Raw genomic sequence first — 19,948 nt, forward strand, 5'->3', positions numbered from 1 at the left:
ATCAAAATACTTAACTTTTATTGTTTTAGTTATATCATCTGATTAGATTACCATAACGATCGATCACTAGTTGTAATATATTTTGCACCATTTGAAACTGCAATGTCTACTTCTTCTTTACTGTTAATGAGTCCGCCAGCAATTACAGCAGTATTCGTTTCTTCGTTAATGATACGTATGGCTTTTGTAGCAATACCCGGTAAAACTTCCACAAAATCTGGTTCTACACGCTTAATCAATTCAATACTTCTAGATAATGCATGGCTATCTAATACAAATACTCTGAACACAGTTGTTGTATTTAATGATTTTGCTTTGTTAATTACTTTTGTCTTGGTTGAAACGATGCCTTTAGGATGATAATTTTGAATAATGTATTCACACGCGAATTCATCATGGCTCATACCTTTGATTAAATCGATATGCATGTATGTTTCAATATTATTCTTGTTTAATAGACCCATGATACTTTTAACATGACCAATATGCGCATCTAACATGACACATTCCTTATAATCTGTCATCGTTAATTTTTCTAAATCTTTCATTGAGCGAACTGCAGGTAAAATATGCGGTTTCAACATGAATTCCTCCTTAGACAATACGTTTAAATAGACGTTCTAATTCATAATTTGAAAAATTAATAATAATGGGTCTTCCATGCGGACAGGTGAATGGATCTTCAGTCTCTCTCAACTGATTGACTAAATCTGCCATTTCATTATTTTTTAGATAGTGGTTAGCCTTAATTGATTTTTTACAACTCATCATAATCGCAGCTTCTTCACGAATTTTTCTAACGTCGACTTTTTTATGTTCTAATACATATTCAATCATATCTTTGATGATTTCTTCTGCTTCTTCTTTCGGAAACCAAACAGGATAGCTATCTACAATATAATCATGTCCACCAAATGGTTCTAAATGCACGCCTACCTTATCTAATTCATCTTTATACTGATTAATAATCATTAATTCATCTTTTGAGAAATGGAAAGTTAACGGGATTAATAAATTTTGACTTTCATTTACAACATCACCAATTTTTTCTCTGAAATATTCATACTTTATTCTTTCTTGAGCTGCGTGTTGGTCAATCATAAACATACCATTTTCATTTTGAGCGATAATATAGGTACCGTGGACTTGTCCAACAATTTCCATGTAGGGTATTCGACGAGTTGGTGAAGCACTCACGCGACCTTTAATATCCTCATCACTATTATCTTCAACTGAGACTTCATTATCAGTAGAATCACTATTTGTTGTTTCAAAATCATAAAGTAGTTCATTTTGTATTTTCTTATAATCATTTTGTGATTCTTGAATACGATTTTGTTCACCATCGTGTTGATTTATATAAGATGCTTCATTTTCTACACTTGTGTCATTTTCATTATGCATGTTTGAATCAGCTGTTTGCTCAATATTTTGCTCAAAGTTATTTTGTTGTTGACGTTTTTCAAAATCCATTTTCTGTTGCTCAAATTGGTTTAATACCTTGTTTTTCTTCGTCATTTTATCCATATCATTTTGAGGAATTAAAATGCGATCTTTAAAAGCTTCACGAATTTTGTTAACGATTAATTCAAAAAGCTGGTCTTCTTTTGATAATCTTACCTCTAATTTAGTTGGATGGACATTGACATCTACCAATATCGGATCCATTTCAATATTGATATAACATATTGGGTAACGACCAACCATTAATAAAGTATGATAACCTTCTAAAATCGCTTTATTTAACAAGAAATTCTTAATATATCTCCCGTTAATAAAGATAGAAATATAATGCTTATTACTTCTAGAATGTTCAGGTTTCGCAAAATAAGCATCTAAATGATAATCACTTGTATCCCCTGTAACATGTACTAAGTCTTTAGCAACTTTCATACCATAAATTTCAGCCATCACTTCATTTGTTCTACCAGATCCATTTGTTTTTATAATTGTTTTACCATCAGACACAAGCGAAATACGTATATCAGGATGACTCATGGCCATACGATTTACTATATCTGTTATCTTACCTAGTTCGGTATATAGACTCTTAATATATTTTAATCGTGCTGGCGTATTATAAAATAGTGACTCCACTAAAATATCTGTGCCTCTTTTTGCTTTAGCTGGTTTTCGATTTAAAACCTCACCATTTTCCACATAAATTTCTTGGCCTTCTTGATTATCTGTGCATGTTTTCAATGTTACCTTAGAAACTGATGAAATACTAGCTAATGCCTCTCCACGAAAGCCTAATGTACGAATATGGAACAGATCATCATCTGCATCCAATTTGCTTGTTGCGTGACGATGGAATACTAAATCTAAATCATCGATTTCAATACCAGTACCGTTGTCAACAACACGTATAGAAGCGACGCCTGATTGTTCAACCTCTATATTTATTTCTGTTGCTTGTGCATCAATTGCATTTTCTAATAGTTCTTTCACAACTGATCCAGGTCTTTCCACTACTTCACCAGCTGCTATTTTATTTGCTAAAGATGTCTGTAATTCTTTTATTTTACCCATTGAATGACCTCACCTCTACTTTAACTGATTCTGTAATTCACTAAGTTTTACTAGGGCTTCTATCGGTGTCATATTCGATAAATTTAATTGCTTAATTTCATTCTCTATTTCACTTTGTGTTGCTGGATAATCAAACAAATCAAAAGCTGCTTGTTCAAATTGGTAGCTGTTATGTCCTTGTTTGTCATCGCTATAGTTGTAATCATTTTCTGCTACTATTGGTTTTTCTAAAGATTGTGCTTCCACACCTGTTTTAATAACATTGACTTTTTCATTTGTCGTTTGTTCTTGATTATTATTTTGTTCAAATGCATCTAGAATTACTTGTGCGCGTGAGATAACTGCTTCTGGTAAATGTGCTAACTTCGCTACTTGGATACCATAGCTATCATCGACAGCTCCATCTTTAACTTTATGTAAGAAGATAAGCTCACCATTGTATTCATTTGCTGCAACATGAACATTTTTCAACGAAGATAACGACTGATCTAAAGTTGTTAATTCGTGGTAATGTGTAGAGAATAATGTCTTGGCATGAGAAGTATGTGCAACGAATTCAATCATAGCTTGTGCCAAAGCCAATCCATCATAAGTAGAGGTACCTCTACCTATTTCATCAAAAATAATTAAACTATCTTCTGTAGCATTAGCAAGTGCTTTTTGTGCTTCCAACATCTCAACCATAAATGTACTTTTACCAGAAACTAAATCATCTGCAGCTCCAATTCTTGTAAATATTTGATCAAAAACTGGTAATACAGCTGCTTCACAAGGTACGTATGCGCCCATTTGTGCCATAATACTTATGATTGCAACTTGTCTCATATAAGTAGATTTCCCTGACATATTAGGTCCTGTGATTAAATAAATAAACGTATCTTGATCTAGTTTACAATCATTTGGCACATAGTCGTTGTGATCCATGACACGTTCTACAACTGGATGCCTTGAATTTGTTAATTTAAGTGTTTTGTCTTCACTAAATGCAGGTCTTGCATAATTGTATTTTTGAGCTATTTCTGCAAAACTTTGTAAACAATCCAATTCAGAAATAATTTTCGCTTGTTTTTGCAAGCGCTCTGTATACGTTTTTATTTGCTCTCTCAATTGCACAAATAATTGATATTCTAATTCAATCGCTTTATCTTCAGCACCTAAAATAATATCTTCTTTTTCTTTTAATTCATCCGTAATAAATCGTTCTGCATTTGATAAAGTTTGTTTACGATGATAACCATATGCAGAAGGATCAAAACCTTGCAAGTTGGCTCTTGTAATTTCGATAAAATATCCAAAGACTTTGTTAAAACTAATCTTCAGTGATTTAATACCAGTGCGTTGACGTTCCTTTGTCTGCAGTTCAGCTAACCAAGATTTACCATTCTTCGATGCTTCTAAATACTCATCAAGCTCCTGATTAAATCCTTTTTTGAATAATCCACCTTCTTTAACAGAGATGGGTGGTTCTTCTTTCAAACTATTTTCTAATAATGTTAACAATTCATCTAAAGGTTCAAGTGCTTTAAATTGTTCAGTGGTTTCTGTATCTAAACCATCTAATAATTGTTTAATATTGGGTATCTCAGAAATTGAATGTTTTAACTGAATTAAATCTCTAGCATTTACATTTCCATAACTTACACGGCCGACTAAACGCTCGATATCATATACTTGATTAAGATGTTCTCTCAAAGTGTCTCTCTCTATAAAAAAGTCAATAAATTGCTCAACTGTATCTAGTCGAGATTCAATTTGGTTTTTATGGATTAACGGTCTATCAATCCATTGTTTTAATCTTCTTGCCCCCATAGGCGTTTTAGTTTCATCCATCAACCATAGCAATGTTCCTTTTTTACTTTTTAGGCGTATGCTTTCTGTCAATTCTAAATTACGTTTTGCATAAAAGTCCATTTTCATAAAATCTACTGCTTCATATTTTACAACAGTTTCTATATGAGAAAGATCTCGTTTTTGCGTATGGAAAATATAATCAAGTAATAACTGAGTCGCATTATATAAAGATTGATCATTACTTGTATTAACTGCATATTCTGCATTTGATATTTCATTCAATACTGTAATTGTTTCAGTTGTCAAACTAATTTGACGTTTTAATTCCTCATCTATATGCGCATTTACCACGATTTCATTTGGATTAATTGTTGTTATTTCATTAATTAATGTAGCTTGATCGTTAAAAGATGTTACTTTAAGTTCTCCTGTAGACACATCACAATAACTTAGTGCATAACAATCATTTATTTGTACAAAGCTCAAAATATAATTGTTTTGTTTTTCATCTACGCCGCCTTGATCCATAACCGTACCTGGCGTAACGATTCTAACTACCTCACGTTTTACCATTCCTTTTGTTTGTCTAGGGTCTTCCATTTGCTCGCAAATAGCAACTTTATATCCATTATTAATTAATGTTTCGATATAGCCATCTGCTGAATGGTAAGGTACACCACACATAGGAATGGGATTTTCTTTTTTAGCATCTCGTTTCGTTAATGTTATTTCTAGAACTCTAGATGCTTCTTTCGCATCTTCAAAAAACATTTCATAAAAATCGCCTAATCTAAAAAATAGTAAACAATCTTGATATTGTGATTTTATTTTTAAATACTGCTGCATCATTGGCGTTTGGTTAGTCATTTAATCTTTCACAATCCTTCTATTAGTTTCTCACTATAATTTAAAATACATTAAATAAATCATTACTTATGTATGGTAAATCATTAAATCAGATGACTTCTCAATTGTTCATCTGATTGATATTTATGCTTTATATCAGGAATTTTACCACTATATCGTTTTGTACTCTCAAACCATTTTCCTGAGATTTTATTGTCCATTTAACTCTTAAATTTTAACATAACTTTAGTTTTTACGCTTATGCTTACAGGGTATGATTGATATAAAAACTTCATTAATTCGCTTATTGATAAATAATATTTATAAAATAAAAAAGATTAAGTTTCATTTGAACATACAAATAGTTAATTACAAACCTACATTATAATTAATTCTTTTATATGTTAAAAGTAATGAAACTTAACCTTTTCATATTTACATATTTATAAGAAGCGTTTTAAAATACCTTTTCTTTTCATAACCATTAAAATGATGTAACTAATCATTGCACCAATCACACTTGATGCAATAAAAGCTATCATTAAAGGCTTTACAGCAAAGTTAGTAAAGCCTAATAACCAAGCTAATGGTATGCACATGATACTACCAATGATACCTGTACCTATAACTTCACCTACTGCTGCCATAAAAATATGTTTTCGATAATAGTAAAAACCACTTGCTAATAATACGCCAACCATACTTCCAGGAAATGCAAAGAAACTACCGGTGCCAAATAGCATTCTTAACAACGAAGATATAAACGCTTGTGCCAAACCAAACCAAGGTCCCACAATTACCGCGCATATAACATTGATTAAATGTTGAATAGGTGCCGCTTTAATAGGCCCTAAAGGTATAACAACAATGCTACTTAACACTACATTAATAGCAATCAATATCGCAGTCAGTGTTAATTTTCTTGTTTTCATATTGTTCATTTCCTTTCTACAAGTGGATTACGTATTAATCTTTATCTTGTTGAATTTCATTTAAACGGTTTGACATCGTACTGACCATCATTTGCAATAAGTCATTCGCTTCTGCTTGTGATTCTCTAAATTCTTCAACAATAGGTATAACATTGATATTTTGCTCAATATCTTGAATTTTATCTTCAGATTGACGTAATGCCTGATGTTTACCATAATTTTGTAAATTAACAGACTGTTTCTGTGTTTTTTTCAAGTCTTTCATGCGTGTCTCAATATTTTTATTATGATGAATTTGCTGTTCAATCGCTTGATATTCTTTGACAGTGTCTAATGATTGAATACGTTGGCTGAGTTTATCTGCTTCAGCTAATATTTCATCTTTTTCATACATTATTGTGTCACCACTGCTTTTTCACTAGCTCCTAAAAATGTACCATTTAACGAAAATTGTTTTGCTTCATCAACTTTTACATCAACAATTTTTCCGATCATTTCTTTAGGCGCCTTAAAGTTAACAAGTTTATTTTTATTTGTATAACCCGCGAGTACAGTATCGTCTTTCTTACTAGCGCCTTCACATAGAACTTGAACCGTTTGTCCTTCATATTGTGTCATAGCTTGTTCAGAATAATAAGCTACTTTTTTATTTAACTGTTGTAGTCTAGCCTTTTTTTCCTCTAAAGGCACGTTATCTTTCATTTTAGCCGCTGGTGTGCCATCTCTTTGTGAATAGATATACGTATATGCATGTTCAAATGCTACTTCATCGTAAAGCGTTAATGTTTCTTCAAATTGTTCTGCTGTTTCGTTTGGATAACCAACAATAATATCTGTTGTTAAAGCAACGTCAGGTATTTTAGACTTAATACGATTTACTAAATCTAAATAACTTTCTCTTGTATATTTACGTCCCATAATTTTTAGTACAGCATTATTTCCTGATTGTACAGGCAAATGAACATGCGGCACTATGTTCCCACCATTAGCAATCACTTCTATCATACGATCAGTAAAATCCCATGGGTGACTCGTAGTGAAACGTACCCTCGGAATATCTATTTTCGAAATATCTTCAAGTAAATCACCAAGTCCATATTCCAATCCATCAATATCTTTGCCATATGAATTAACGTTTTGACCTAATAATGTAACTTCTTGATATCCTTGACGTGCTAAATCTCTAACTTCATCAATAATATCTTGTGGCCTTCTACTCCGCTCTTTTCCTCGTGTAAATGGCACAATACAGTATGTACAGAATTTGTCACAACCATACATGATATTTACCCATGCTTTTATATTGCCTTTTCTGACCTTAGGTAAATTTTCAATTACATCGCCTTCTTTAGACCAAACTTCCACTACCATTGCTTTCGATAGATAAGCTTCTTCAAGTATTTCAGGCAATCTGTGTATATTATGAGTACCGAAAATCATATCCACGTTTTGATAAGATTTTAATATTTTATTAACGACTGATTCTTCTTGCGACATACAACCACAAACACCAATGACCGTTTCAGGTTTTTCTTTTTTTAAGTGTTTTAAATTGCCAATCTCACTAAACACTTTATTTTCTGCATTTTCACGAATTGCACAAGTATTAATTAATATAACATCCGCTTCATTTATCTCTTCCGTTGCTTGATAACCTAAAGCACTTAAAATACCTGCCATGACTTCTGTATCATGCGCATTCATTTGACAACCATATGTTTTTATTAAAAATGTCTTCCCTTTACCCATATCACGATATTTTTCATCTATTTGAAAATCTCGATTATAATGTATTTCTTCTTTACCACGTTTACGTGCTTCTTTTAAACTTGGTGGTTGGTATACATGCTCAAAATACTTACTATAATCTTTTGTCTTCTTATCGCGTTCGGCCAACACATCTATAGAAGTTTGCTTTCTTTGTTCTTCATTCACGCTAACAAAACCCTTTCTATATCATAAAAACTAAGAACAAACGCTTTAAAATAGATTCTATCTCGCTGTTTAACAATCGAGTCGTTCAAAGTTCTATAACTTTATCTATAATCATTATTTCATTATATTAAATTTAGCACTAAAGTGCAAAAGTCATATACAATAATCAACTTTGATTTAAAAATTTATATAACAAAAACTCCTTTTACTTATATATATATTGGTCGATAACAGAAATATGTAGTTAAATCATCGTGAAAAATCGAATTATCTTTAAGTGTACCTCTTACTATTATAATATTTTCATATAAAACTATCCTTGGCTTTACCCACAAAAAATAAGGTACTTCCGTATTATTTAGTAAATTTAACTAAATTAACGATGTACCTTAAATAGTTAACAATTTAATTTTATCTTTATAACATCAATAGCCAGTATCTAACTAACATGACAATCACTTAGATTTCATCGTATTTTCCAGTTAATGTTTCAATAGTGATACCTTCAGGGACATGATAAAATTTCACTTGACTGATGGTACTCGGTATTTCTAGTTCTACCATTCGCTCATTAAGCTTTTGAATCAATATTAAGCATTCATTCATTTCACCTTGCACAGTTGTTTCTAGTGGTCCAACGCGATATTCTAAACCAGAATCATCTATCACTTTAATTGCTTCATCTACGTATGGTATAACGTCTTCACCATTAGTAGTTTTTGGAATAATTTGTACGCTCATTAAAGTATCATTCATACTTATTCAACCCCTTAAATTTTACTTATCTTCAGTTTACCAAAACATTAACCTAAGGTATAGAATTCTAAAGCTTTGTTTATCGATAGGTTTCATCTATAAGATCCATCATCATATTTTTAGCAACATTCCTTCCATTCGCAGCAGCATCAATTAATTGACTAACAAAGTTATCTTTAACCACTCTAGCTACATACAACCTATTAATATTGTTTATTCCATAAAATGTCGATTAGATTTTTCCTTGTTTATCCAGGTGTAGCTCTATATTATTTAAAGAAATCGAATTCGGTGTCAAACATCATTTGTGTAAATGCACTTCCTATTTGTATATCACTACTATCTTCAAATTCCATTCCTTTTATTTATACATATATTAAAGATTTTTAATATCTATAATAAATTTAAAATAATGTATAGAAATAGTTTATCATTTCCTATTTCTATACTATAAATTCATTTACTTGTTCTATTTTTATCTAAACTTGTTAATTTTTTTTGTTTCAATGTTGTTATCAATGTTGTTTCAGCATCTTCCATTATAGCTTCAATGGGGCAACCTTCATCGTGATTAAAGGAGTCTTCTAATAGACTTTGCTTCCCATCAATTGTAATTATAACATCATAAATAGATACTGAATCCCAACCATTTTTTAATTGATACCCACCTTTAGCACCACTACTAGCAGAAATGATATTGCTTTTTACTAAACGTGTCAGTACTTTTGATAAGTAAGTTGTAGAAACACTTAAAACTGATGCTAAATCTTGTACTGGAATCTTTTTTTGGTCCCCTTGGTTATTAATCATAAATAACAATGCGTGTAAAGCATAATCAGTCGCTTTTGAAAATTTCATAAATTCATCATCTTCCTATTATAGATATAATAAATCTATAATAACTTATTAGGTTTTCCTTTTCAATATTATGCAATGTTTTTAGTCGCATTAATGATTGCTTGTGCAAAATCATACATAAACTGAGTCCAATTACTGCTGTTTTCTCTACTTTTTTTATTATAGCGTCCATTTTCAAACAATTTTTTTCTTATTCCTGAGGTTAATTCGAGTTGTACACCTTTTTCAGTTTTACAACAATTAATAATATTGTCATCATGTGCACCAGACATATGTGATGGCGCTTGTCTGACATCTATCCCTAGTTTTTCAAATTCTTCTGTCATTGCATCCATTAATTGCTCGTCTTTACCACCCATATAAATAATTTCATCTTCACCTTTACAACCATGTATAGCGATGGCATATGGATTATTAGCAATCATTTTCATTAATTTAGGTTCATCATAGTTTCTGGAGGTCACATGTAATTCTGCGTTAGCTTTTGTTCTAATTGCTTTAAAAGTAAAGTAGTCAAAACCACCTTTCTCAGCTGTTAATTCCGCCAATTCGGTAGTAGCAGGTTCAATAGCTCCTCCGTGAATTGCAGTTATTATAACATTGCTATTTCGCTCAATAGTATTAATGATCCAATCCGTATTTTCCTCTGTAAGCTCCATTAATTCCGTCATAGACTTAAATCGATCAGACATATATCCCCCTCCTTTATAAATGTACTATTTTATTTACCACACTTTAGCGTCTACTATCTTAAATTACTGTTAAGTTTTTATTAGTTTATTAACAAAATTTTTACATTTGCTTCTGAGCAATTTGCAGTTTACTATTTATGGTATGTGATTGCCTTAATCATTGCTTCCGAAAATTCTTTTAAATAAGTTGACCAATTTGAACGATCTTCTCGATCTTTTAGATTAAATTTTTTATTAACAAAACATTGCTTCCTAAAGTTAACAGTCAATTCTAACTGTACTCCCATACCATTCTTGCCACAATTGACAAAGTTATCTTGTTGTTTACCAGAAATATGAGATGGTGCATCCTTTATAATGAATTCTGCTTCATTTAATACTTGTTTTATGCGCGTAATTAACGCTTCATCTCTACCACCGATATACACTTCATTTTTTTCACCCATACAACCATGAATAGATATAACTTGGGCATGTTCGCTCACAATCTTTTTTAATTTGGGTTCATCAAAATGAGTTGACGTAACATGAAGTTCATTATTTTTATTTTTTCTTACACCTTTAAAACTATAAAAACTGAAATTTCCTATTTCACTTAAATATTGTGCAATTTCAGTTGTACCTCTTTCTATAGCCCCTCCATGGACAGCAGTAACAAGCACAGGTGAATATCTTTCACGCGTTTGAATTTCCCAATCTTCACCTTCGTGTGTGTATGTTAGCAATTCCTTCATTGTCACAAAATGATCAACCATTTTTCTCTATGCCTCCACTTTTAATGTTTATATATAAAAATAGCTGATCAACAAATATAAAACAATGATTTTTCTATGAAAATCATCTTTTTGTGATCAGCTAGTTATTTTACGCTTTTGATTACTATTTAAGTAGATAAACTACTATACAAATTGTTTTGTTAAGTCTTTGAATTGTTGTTCATCAAGGTGAATATCTTTTTTGGCTAGTGCTGTGCCTTCTATTTCTTCAATTTGAGATTCATAGGAAGGTGTTTCTGTGTCTTGATATACGATGCCTTTAAGTAATGAATTATATTCTAAAACTTTTTGAGTCGCTTTTTGTTTGTCGGTCGTATCAAAATCTTCAATTTCATCAATATTGGTAAGATTTTCTTTAAACCAATCATAAGTGTTTACTTTATTGTATGTCACACATGGAGAGAATACGTTAACAAATGAAAAACCATCATGATTAATTGCATCTTCCAACATTTTAGTTAATCCTTTGATATCACTAGAAAAGCCTTGAGCAACAAATGTTGCACCTGAAGACAACGCAAGCTCTAATGGCGCAACATTTTTCTCAATATTGCCTTTTGGCGTAGATTTAGTCACAAAGCCCTGTGCTGAAGATGGTGATGTTTGTCCTTTTGTTAAACCATAGATTTGATTATCCATCACTATATATGTCATATTCATATTTCTACGTAGTGCATGAATCGTGTGTCCCATACCAATCGCATAACCGTCACCATCACCACCGGAAGCAATAACTGTTAAATCTTTATTAGCCATTTTCACGCCTTGTGCTAATGGTAATGAACGGCCGTGAATACCATGAACACCATATGAATTAACGTAACCAGATAAGCGACCTGAGCACCCGATACCTGTTATAATTGCAACTTCTTCAGGTTCTAATCCAACATTTGCAGCTGCTTTTTGAATCGCTGCTTGAACAGAAAAATCTCCACAACCAGGACACCAATTGGGCTTCACATTATTTCTAAAATCTTTAAATGTTGCCACTTATACCAACTCCTTTAAATTTTTGGCAATTTCTAATCCTTTGGATTCTATTTCATTTGGTAAGAATGGCGTACCATCATATTTCGTTTGATTAATTAACTTATCTCCAACGTTCACATTCATTTTTAATATATTTGAAAGTTGACCTTGATAATTATGCTCCACAACTACAACTTTTGAAGCTTTATCAACCGCTTCTTGTATCGTTTTGCTTGGGAATGGATGTAATTGTCGAATTTGTAAATGGTTAATCTTCAAACCTTGGTGCTCTAATCTATCTTTACCTTCTTGAATTGCGCCTTTAGTAGAGATGAAGCCTAAATAAAGAATATCTGCTGCTTCATGAAACGCATCATTTTCAACAGGATCATTAATCAATAGATGCTCTGTTTTTCGCATACGTTTATCCATTTGTTGTTGTCTGTTATCAGCTGCTTCACTTGTCTTACCTTCTTCATTATGTTCCACACCCGTAACATGATGTATGCCCCCTTTAACTCCAGGGATCGGTCTAGGAGAGACACCGCTTTCAGTCAACGCATAACGCTTGAAGTATGTTTTATCATCTTCATCTCTTTCTATATCTGATTGAATCGTTTCTCCACGATTTATTTCGATTTTATTATAGTCTAATGATTCTACAGTTTGTTTACCTAATGACAATTGTAAATCACTTAAAATGATTACAGGGCATTGATACATTTCAGCAAGATTGAAAGCTTCTATCGTAAGATAAAATGCATCTTCAGCATCAGTAGGTGCTACAACTATTTTAGGTATATCACCATGAGTACCGTAAATCATTTGCATAAGGTCTGATTGTTCCTGCTTGGTAGGTAATCCAGTGGATGGACCTCCACGTTGTGTATTAATAACAACAAATGGTGTTTCAGTCATACCAGATAGTCCAATGGCTTCCATCATGAGTGAAAGACCAGGTCCAGCGCTTGCTGTAAATGCACGTACGCCAGCATAATTGGAGCCAATTGCCATATTTGCTGCAGCGATTTCATCTTCAGTTTGTACAACAGTACCTCCAACTTTAGGTAAGTTTTCAATCATATATTCCATAATTTCAGATGCTGGTGTAATAGGATATGCTGCCATAAATCTTGAACCGGCTGACAGCGCACCTAAACCTATCGCATCATTGCCTATCATATATAGGTGTGGTGTGCCTTCTGTTGTTTCTAAAACAAAATCACCATCAACAGTACTTAATTGCTCGTTCATTAATCGATAACCTTCATTCAATGCTTCAATATTCATTTCTACAACTTTATCACCTTTTTTAGTAAACATATTGGTGATAAGTGTCTCGAAATCTGAGATATCTAAGTTCATTACGGCACATGTTGCACCAACAGCGACCATATTTTTCATTAAAGTCGTGCCTAATTCTTTCGCTGTAGCAGTAAAAGGTAGGGCAACCAATTGTGCTTCACAATGTTCAGGCTTTTCTGGTTTAACTTTACTATCAGCAATAATCACACTATCTTTACGCATTTCTTGGTGATTCAATTCGATTGTTTCTTGATCGAATGCGATTAATATATCTAAATCATCACTAATTGCATGTACTGGTGATGTTGATACTCTAATTTTGTTATTTGTATGACCGCCTTTGATTCTACTTGAAAAATGACGATATCCGTATAAATAGTATCCTTTACGGTTCATAGCAGTGGCAAAGATTTCACCTGTTGATTCAATACCTTCACCTTGTTGTCCGCCCACTTTCCATGATACTTGAGATTTCATATCATCTAGCCTCCTAGTGGTTATAATAATTCATATTTCATCATACCAAAACAAACCACGCTTTTACTATGAAAAGAGCGGTTTAATTAAAAATTCATACTAATGGACGATTATTTAAAAGGATGGTCATCATTAATAAGAATACGTTCTATATGTTTTGTTTTACCATCTTTATTTAAATCTATAATTACACCTGATAATACACTGCGACCTTCATCAGGAACGACATGTCTTTGTGGTAAACTCGTGATAAAGCGAGTAATCACCTCTTCACGATTAATACCAAGTATACCATCGTAGTAACCAGTCATGCCTACATCTGTAATATATCCTGTGCCTCCAGGTAATATCCTTTCATCTGAAGTTTGGATATGTGTGTGTGTACCAACAACAGCACTAACTCTATTATCTAAATACCATCCCATTGCATTTTTTTCTGAAGTAGTCTCAGCATGAAAGTCAACAAAAATATAATCTGTTTCTTTTTGTGCTTCAGCTATTAATGCATCTGCCTTTTTAAAAGGATCATCAATATCTTGCATAAATGCTCGTCCTTGTAAATTAATGATAGCCAATTTGATTTCATTAATTTGAATGAAGCGCATACCAACACCAGGTGCTTCATCTGGAAAATTGGCTGGACGAACCATCCGATTGGCATTCTCTATAAAATCATATATTTGACGTTGACCATATGTATGATTTCCCATTGTCATAAAATCAACGCCTTCTCTTAGTAAAGATTTATATATTTTTTCGGTCAAACCTTTACCATGAGCTGCATTTTCTGCGTTTACTATTGTAACGGTAGGTTTATAAGTTTGTTTCAACTTGGGTAAATAGTTTGAAATAGCTTCTCTACCTATTTTACCAACAATATCCCCAATAAATAAAATTCTCATTTACGTGTCATCCTCTCTTACTGTTAGTTTAATTGAAATTATCTATGATGAAAAGGCTCTTTAATAAATATTCATAAACATTACTTTGTTTTAAATTTCAGATTAGTGGTAATATTTATATTATAGTTAAGTATCATTTCAAAAAATAGGAGTTGTATGTAAGAAATGTCAATTAATATTGATCCACAACATTTTGCTGATTTAGTTGTTTCTGCAAACCCTGCAAATAGTGACAATCCGGAAGATATTGCTAAGGATAGCTTAGAGTTATATATCAATGCTTATAGGCTTGCTGAAAGATATGCCAATATCTCCACTAGTTGTTATGACACTGCTGAAGTAATCAAAGAATTGCAGAAAGTAGACTTAGAGTTAAAATAACTAAACGTAAGCATAGCAATAAAAAATACTAAGATATAATACTTAGTTTCAAAACGATGAGTCTGGAACATCAATGATGTTCCAGACTCATTTATATTGTCAAAAAATGACTTCCCCACTCACTTAGTTAATTTAAGCATTTACAATTTTGATTGTGCTTTACTTGGCTGACGATATGATTTACATAATCCAAGTTTGTAGCCTCTCACGCACATCATTTTTCAGCTATTACAAAATCATTACTAATAAGGTATGTTAATTCAAAAAGAGAGGGATTTCCACAATATATTGATACTTTCTCAATGTGTTAAAAATTACATTATTTTTTTACACAAACTAAAAATAACTGCCAACAAAGTTTTACTTCTCTGCTAGCAGTTATTTCATAAGTTAATTATGTTTTTATTTATTATTTTGCGTATTCAATTGCTCTAGTCTCACGAACAACTGTCACTTTTATATGACCAGGATATTGAAGTTCGTCTTCAATCTGGCTCTTAATATCTCTTGCTAAGCGATGTGACTTTAAGTCGTCGATAGTTTCTGGTGATACAATAACCCGAATTTCTCTACCAGCTTGGATTGCAAATGCTTTTTCAACACCATCATAGCTTTCTGAAAGTGTTTCTAGTCTTTCCAATCTTCTAATATAATTTTCTAACGTCTCTTTACGAGCACCTGGTCTAGCAGCTGATAAAGCATCTGCTGCTGCAACCAATATAGAAATAATAGAAGTTGGTTCTACATCACCGTGATGTGAGTGTATAGCATTTAATACTGTTTCACTTTCAGCGTATTTTTTAGCTAATTCCACACCAATTTCAACGTGACTTCCTTCAACTTCATGGTCAATAGCTTTACCAACATCATGAAGTAGTCCAGCACGTTTGGCTAAAGTAACATCTTCTCCTAATTCAGCTGCTAACATGCCACTTAAGTGGGAAACCTCTATAGAATGTTTTAACACATTTTGACCATAGCTAGTACGATATTGTAAACGACCTAGAATTTTAACTAAATCTGGATGCATGTTATGTACATTAATTTCAAATGTTGCTTGTTCACCAGCATCCCTTATAATATCGTCCACTTCTTTTCGAGCTTTTTCAACCATATCTTCAATTCTTCCAGGATGGATGCGTCCATCTGAAACAAGATTTACTAATGCAGTTCTTGCAATTTCACGTCTAATTGGGTCAAAACCTGATAGAATAACTGCTTCTGGTGTATCATCTATAATTAAATCAATACCAGTTAACGTTTCTAACGTTCTTATATTTCTACCTTCTCTACCAATGATTCGACCTTTCATTTCGTCATTTGGTAAATTAACAACTGATACTGTAGATTCTGAAGTATGCTCTGCAGCTAACCGTTGTACAGTAGTTGCTAATAATTCTTTTGCATTTTTATCGACTGCTTCTTTTGCTTCTTTCTCTTTTTCCTTAACAAGTATTGCAATATCATGTGACAATTCTTCCTCAACTCTTTGAAGTTGTTCATTGGCAGCTTCTTCTTGAGTGAGACCAGAGATGCGTTCTAATTCTTGTTTATGCTTATTTATTAATGACTGAACACTACTCTCTTTTGCATCTACTTGTTGTTGTCGTTCTTCAAGTTTAGACTCTTTTTGCTCTAAAATCTCATCCTTTTTATCTAAAAGATCAGATTTTCGCTCTAAGTTTTCTTCTTTTTGAAGAAGTCGTGCTTCTTGCCTTTGAAGATCACCACGTCTTTCACGAAGTTCATTTTCACTTTGCTCTTTTAAGATTTGATTCTCTTCTTTAGCTTCAAGGAGCTTTTCCTTCTTGATATTCTCTGCTTCTTTATTACCATGTTCGATAATATCTTCAGCAGTCTGTCTTGCTTGTAATTGCTTTTGATGCAATATATTTCGGGCAATAATATACCCTACAACAACTCCGAGAATAATACCTAGCAAAATGAGTAGGAGGTTTAATAAATTCACACAAACACCCCCTTTTTCTAGGATTTTGCTCTGTATATCAAATTCAATATGATTATATGAAGTTATATAAGAATCATACAATGTAATTGTACGGTTTCAAACTAAGAAGTGTCAAGGTGTGCAACTACATTAATTCATTATTTGAATAGCTCATTTTACATTAAATTAGTTATAGTTACTGCTATTGTCTATTTCTTGTTGTATTTTCATCATAAAATATTCTTATTTAATAATTTTAAACCTGTATGTTATAACAAAAAAATAAGCCTATATTTTAAAATATAAGCTTATTTTATAAGGAAAAATTTTTATTTTACGTTAAAATATAATTTATTCATCTTTTTCATCAAAAAGTGTAGCTGTTGCTTCTTCTTCCTCTTTTTCTTCTACGTCACCATCGAAAATACCAAGTTTTTCTCGCAATTTTTGGTCGATTTCTTGTTTAACTTTTGGATTTTCTTTTAAATATAGTTTAACGTTTTCTTTACCTTGACCCATACGTTCACCATTGTAAGAATACCATGCACCCGATTTATTGACGATTTCATTTTCTACACCGAGATCAATGAGTTCGCCTTCTTTCGAGATACCTTTACCGTACATCATATCAACTTCTGCCACTCTAAATGGAGGCGCTACTTTATTTTTTACCACTTTAATTTTTGTTCTGTTACCAACAATTTCTTGACCTTGTTTCAACTGTTCAGCACGACGAACTTCTAAACGCACTGAGCTATAGAATTTCAATGCACGTCCACCTGGTGTCGTTTCAGGATTACCAAACATAACGCCAACTTTTTCACGAATTTGATTTATAAATACAGCAGTTGTATTTGATTTAGAAATAGCGCCAGACAATTTACGTAGTGCTTGTGACATTAAACGCGCTTGTAAACCGACGTGTGTATCGCCCATTTCACCTTCAATTTCAGCTTTCGGCGTTAACGCAGCTACTGAGTCGACAACAACGATATCTACCGCACCACTTCTAACAAATGCTTCAGCAATTTCTAAGCCTTGTTCACCATGATCTGGTTGAGACAAGTATAAATTTTGAATATCAACACCTAATGCTTCAGCATAAACTGGGTCTAAAGCATGTTCAGCATCAATAAATGCGGCAATACCACCATTTTTTTGTACTTCAGCTATGGCATGTAATGCAACTGTTGTTTTACCGGAACTTTCTGGTCCGTATATTTCTATAATTCTACCTTTAGGGTAGCCACCAACTCCTAATGCGTTATCTAGAGTTACTGAACCACTTGATACACTAGAAACTTTACGTGCTTCATTATCACCAAGTTTCATTACTGCACCTTTACCAAATGATTTTTCCATATTTTTTATTACTGTATCTAAAGCTTTTTGACGATCATTATCCAAAACGCTGGACCTCCTAAATGAGATTTATCTCTGAAAAATATCTTAACCATACTATACATTGATTTAAAGTATTCTGCAAGCATTTTGCGAATATTTGTTCGCTAGTAGTAGAACATTTTTTACAAAAAGGGAACGTACGTACTAATTATTACTTGTTTTGGTTTAATCATTTATGCTTTAAAATAATTTAATAATCGGATCAATGTATAGTTTTGTGCTCTTTTTTTAATTAAATTTCTATTTTTCGTCATTTTAAATGATTTAATTGTTAGATATTCATTTTCTAAAATACCTAAGTATACTGTACCATTTTCATGTAATAATGAAATACCTATCTCCGCATTGTATAAATCTTTAACGATACGACATGATATTGACAGTTGACGCTCAATACCTTCTTTTAGATTTATAAATTGTTGATGATGCGGTAACATACCCAAGAGTTTATTTGAATCATCATTATTTTTCATTCTCGAGTATAATTCACCATCTGTAACACCATCATAGATTGCAAATGATTGCTTCATATGTTTTAAAAACGCTGCTTCAATGGAAACGTCATCCGATCCATAATAATAATCACCAATACGTGACAGTATTTCTTTTTTTACTGGTGCTATTAAAGCTTCACATTCTTGTTTTGAATCACCATTCGCCGTCAATCTTATATTCACTTCATGCGTACCTGCTAAAGGGGCAATCGTAGGGTTCGTTTGATTATCTATTAAGTCCATTAAAATAGTTTCAATTTTGGATTCACCTATACCTGCAAAACGCAATAATTCTGAAAAAATAATGCTTTCTCCATTTAAAAAATATGGCAATAAGCCATGTTTTGCCATCGGTTGCATTTCTTTAGGTGGACCAGGTAATAAAGCAATATGTTTATCGTTATGTTCAATCAACATGCCTGGTGCCATACCTACTTTATTATCTAAAACTATTGCACCTTCAATGACTAATGCTTGTTGTTTATTGTTCGGTGTCATCTCAACATTTTGATCTTTAAAATATTGCTCAATATACTTCAATGATTTTTCATCCGTCACCAAATTGCGATCTAATATCTGAGCTATCGTATGCTTCGTTAAATCATCTTTAGTAGGTCCTAGTCCACCAGTAAGAATAACAGCATCATACTGCTCTAAAGATGAATGTATAGCTCGTTCAAGTCTTTTAGGATTATCTCCTACTACAATATGTTCTACAACACTGTGTCCTATATCATTAAATAATTTTGACAGATATTGACCATTGGTATTTGCAATTTGACCCAGTAATAATTCAGATCCAACCGCTATAATTGATATATTCACGCTTTTTCCTCCTCGTTCGCAAATAACCATTTCGCTATTTAACATGTTAAATTACTTATTTTTATTATAAATCTAACTCTATTTAAAAACTAAAATTTCGTTTGTAAATTGTTCTGTTTTGATGA

At 32.3% G+C, this 19,948-nt stretch carries 17 protein-coding genes; 1 reads left to right on the forward strand and 16 read right to left on the reverse strand.

The genetic code is table 11. The features are described from left to right. Window positions 1-47 precede the first annotated feature (47 nt). The 13 genes from KA926_RS03775 to KA926_RS03835 form a co-directional block, all read right to left on the reverse strand. Complete coding sequence (locus KA926_RS03775; RefSeq protein WP_107383981.1) at window positions 48-581, reverse strand: glycerol-3-phosphate responsive antiterminator; 534 nt, start codon at window positions 579-581, stop codon at window positions 48-50. A gap of 13 nt (window positions 582-594) precedes the next feature. Then, window positions 595-2,532, reverse strand: a complete 1,938-nt coding sequence (gene mutL / locus KA926_RS03780; RefSeq protein WP_107383968.1) for a DNA mismatch repair endonuclease MutL — start codon at window positions 2,530-2,532, stop codon at window positions 595-597. Between the two features lie 15 nt (window positions 2,533-2,547). Next, entirely contained in the window at window positions 2,548-5,190 is a 2,643-nt protein-coding gene (mutS, locus tag KA926_RS03785; protein WP_192946702.1) for a DNA mismatch repair protein MutS, read from the reverse strand. Between the two features lie 422 nt (window positions 5,191-5,612). Then, window positions 5,613-6,101 carry an energy coupling factor transporter S component ThiW gene (gene thiW / locus KA926_RS03790; protein WP_192946703.1) on the reverse strand — a complete coding sequence of 163 codons (489 nt, stop codon included), beginning with the start codon at window positions 6,099-6,101 and terminating at the stop codon, window positions 5,613-5,615. Between the two features lie 34 nt (window positions 6,102-6,135). After that, window positions 6,136-6,495: a YlbF/YmcA family competence regulator gene (locus tag KA926_RS03795; RefSeq protein WP_192946704.1), complete on the reverse strand. Its 360-nt coding sequence runs from the start codon at window positions 6,493-6,495 to the stop codon at window positions 6,136-6,138. After that, window positions 6,495-8,036, reverse strand: a complete 1,542-nt coding sequence (miaB, locus tag KA926_RS03800) for a tRNA (N6-isopentenyl adenosine(37)-C2)-methylthiotransferase MiaB (RefSeq protein ID WP_192946705.1) — start codon at window positions 8,034-8,036, stop codon at window positions 6,495-6,497. The genes KA926_RS03795 and miaB overlap by 1 nt, the downstream gene beginning before the upstream one ends. Window positions 8,037-8,495: 459 nt before the next feature. Continuing rightward, window positions 8,496-8,792, reverse strand: a complete 297-nt coding sequence (locus KA926_RS03805) for a thiamine-binding protein (RefSeq protein ID WP_019468719.1) — start codon at window positions 8,790-8,792, stop codon at window positions 8,496-8,498. A gap of 456 nt (window positions 8,793-9,248) precedes the next feature. Beyond that, entirely contained in the window at window positions 9,249-9,650 is a 402-nt protein-coding gene (locus tag KA926_RS03810; RefSeq protein WP_210143633.1) for an RrF2 family transcriptional regulator, read from the reverse strand. A 68-nt stretch (window positions 9,651-9,718) separates the two neighbouring features. After that, window positions 9,719-10,342, reverse strand: coding sequence for a poly-gamma-glutamate hydrolase family protein (locus KA926_RS03815; protein WP_107505260.1), 624 nt, complete (start codon window positions 10,340-10,342; stop codon window positions 9,719-9,721). A 131-nt stretch (window positions 10,343-10,473) separates the two neighbouring features. Then, window positions 10,474-11,097: a poly-gamma-glutamate hydrolase family protein gene (locus tag KA926_RS03820; RefSeq protein ID WP_192946707.1), complete on the reverse strand. Its 624-nt coding sequence runs from the start codon at window positions 11,095-11,097 to the stop codon at window positions 10,474-10,476. Between the two features lie 144 nt (window positions 11,098-11,241). Beyond that, window positions 11,242-12,108 carry a 2-oxoacid:ferredoxin oxidoreductase subunit beta gene (locus KA926_RS03825; RefSeq protein WP_019468715.1) on the reverse strand — a complete coding sequence of 289 codons (867 nt, stop codon included), beginning with the start codon at window positions 12,106-12,108 and terminating at the stop codon, window positions 11,242-11,244. Beyond that, entirely contained in the window at window positions 12,109-13,869 is a 1,761-nt protein-coding gene (locus tag KA926_RS03830; protein ID WP_192946708.1) for a 2-oxoacid:acceptor oxidoreductase subunit alpha, read from the reverse strand. Between the two features lie 110 nt (window positions 13,870-13,979). Beyond that, on the reverse strand, window positions 13,980-14,771 hold the full coding sequence (locus tag KA926_RS03835) for a TIGR00282 family metallophosphoesterase (protein WP_192946709.1): 792 nt from the start codon (window positions 14,769-14,771) through the stop codon (window positions 13,980-13,982). A gap of 165 nt (window positions 14,772-14,936) precedes the next feature. Here KA926_RS03835 and KA926_RS03840 point away from each other — a divergent pair, with 165 nt between their 5' ends. Next, the gene (locus KA926_RS03840; protein ID WP_019468712.1) at window positions 14,937-15,152 is read left to right on the forward strand and encodes a hypothetical protein; all 216 of its coding nucleotides are present in this window, start codon (window positions 14,937-14,939) and stop codon (window positions 15,150-15,152) included. A gap of 409 nt (window positions 15,153-15,561) precedes the next feature. Here KA926_RS03840 and rny read toward each other — a convergent pair whose 3' ends face one another. From rny to KA926_RS03855, 3 genes are all read right to left on the reverse strand, one after another. Beyond that, complete coding sequence (rny, locus tag KA926_RS03845) at window positions 15,562-17,121, reverse strand: ribonuclease Y (protein ID WP_210143634.1); 1,560 nt, start codon at window positions 17,119-17,121, stop codon at window positions 15,562-15,564. Between the two features lie 330 nt (window positions 17,122-17,451). Further along, window positions 17,452-18,507, reverse strand: a complete 1,056-nt coding sequence (recA, locus tag KA926_RS03850; protein ID WP_192946710.1) for a recombinase RecA — start codon at window positions 18,505-18,507, stop codon at window positions 17,452-17,454. 170 nt (window positions 18,508-18,677) lie between these two features. Beyond that, window positions 18,678-19,823 carry a CinA family nicotinamide mononucleotide deamidase-related protein gene (locus KA926_RS03855; protein WP_107386238.1) on the reverse strand — a complete coding sequence of 382 codons (1,146 nt, stop codon included), beginning with the start codon at window positions 19,821-19,823 and terminating at the stop codon, window positions 18,678-18,680. Window positions 19,824-19,948: the final 125 nt, after the last annotated feature.

It is taken from the genome of Staphylococcus sp. GDY8P94P, assembly GCF_017892255.1.
GTDB lineage: Bacteria > Bacillota > Bacilli > Staphylococcales > Staphylococcaceae > Staphylococcus > Staphylococcus cohnii.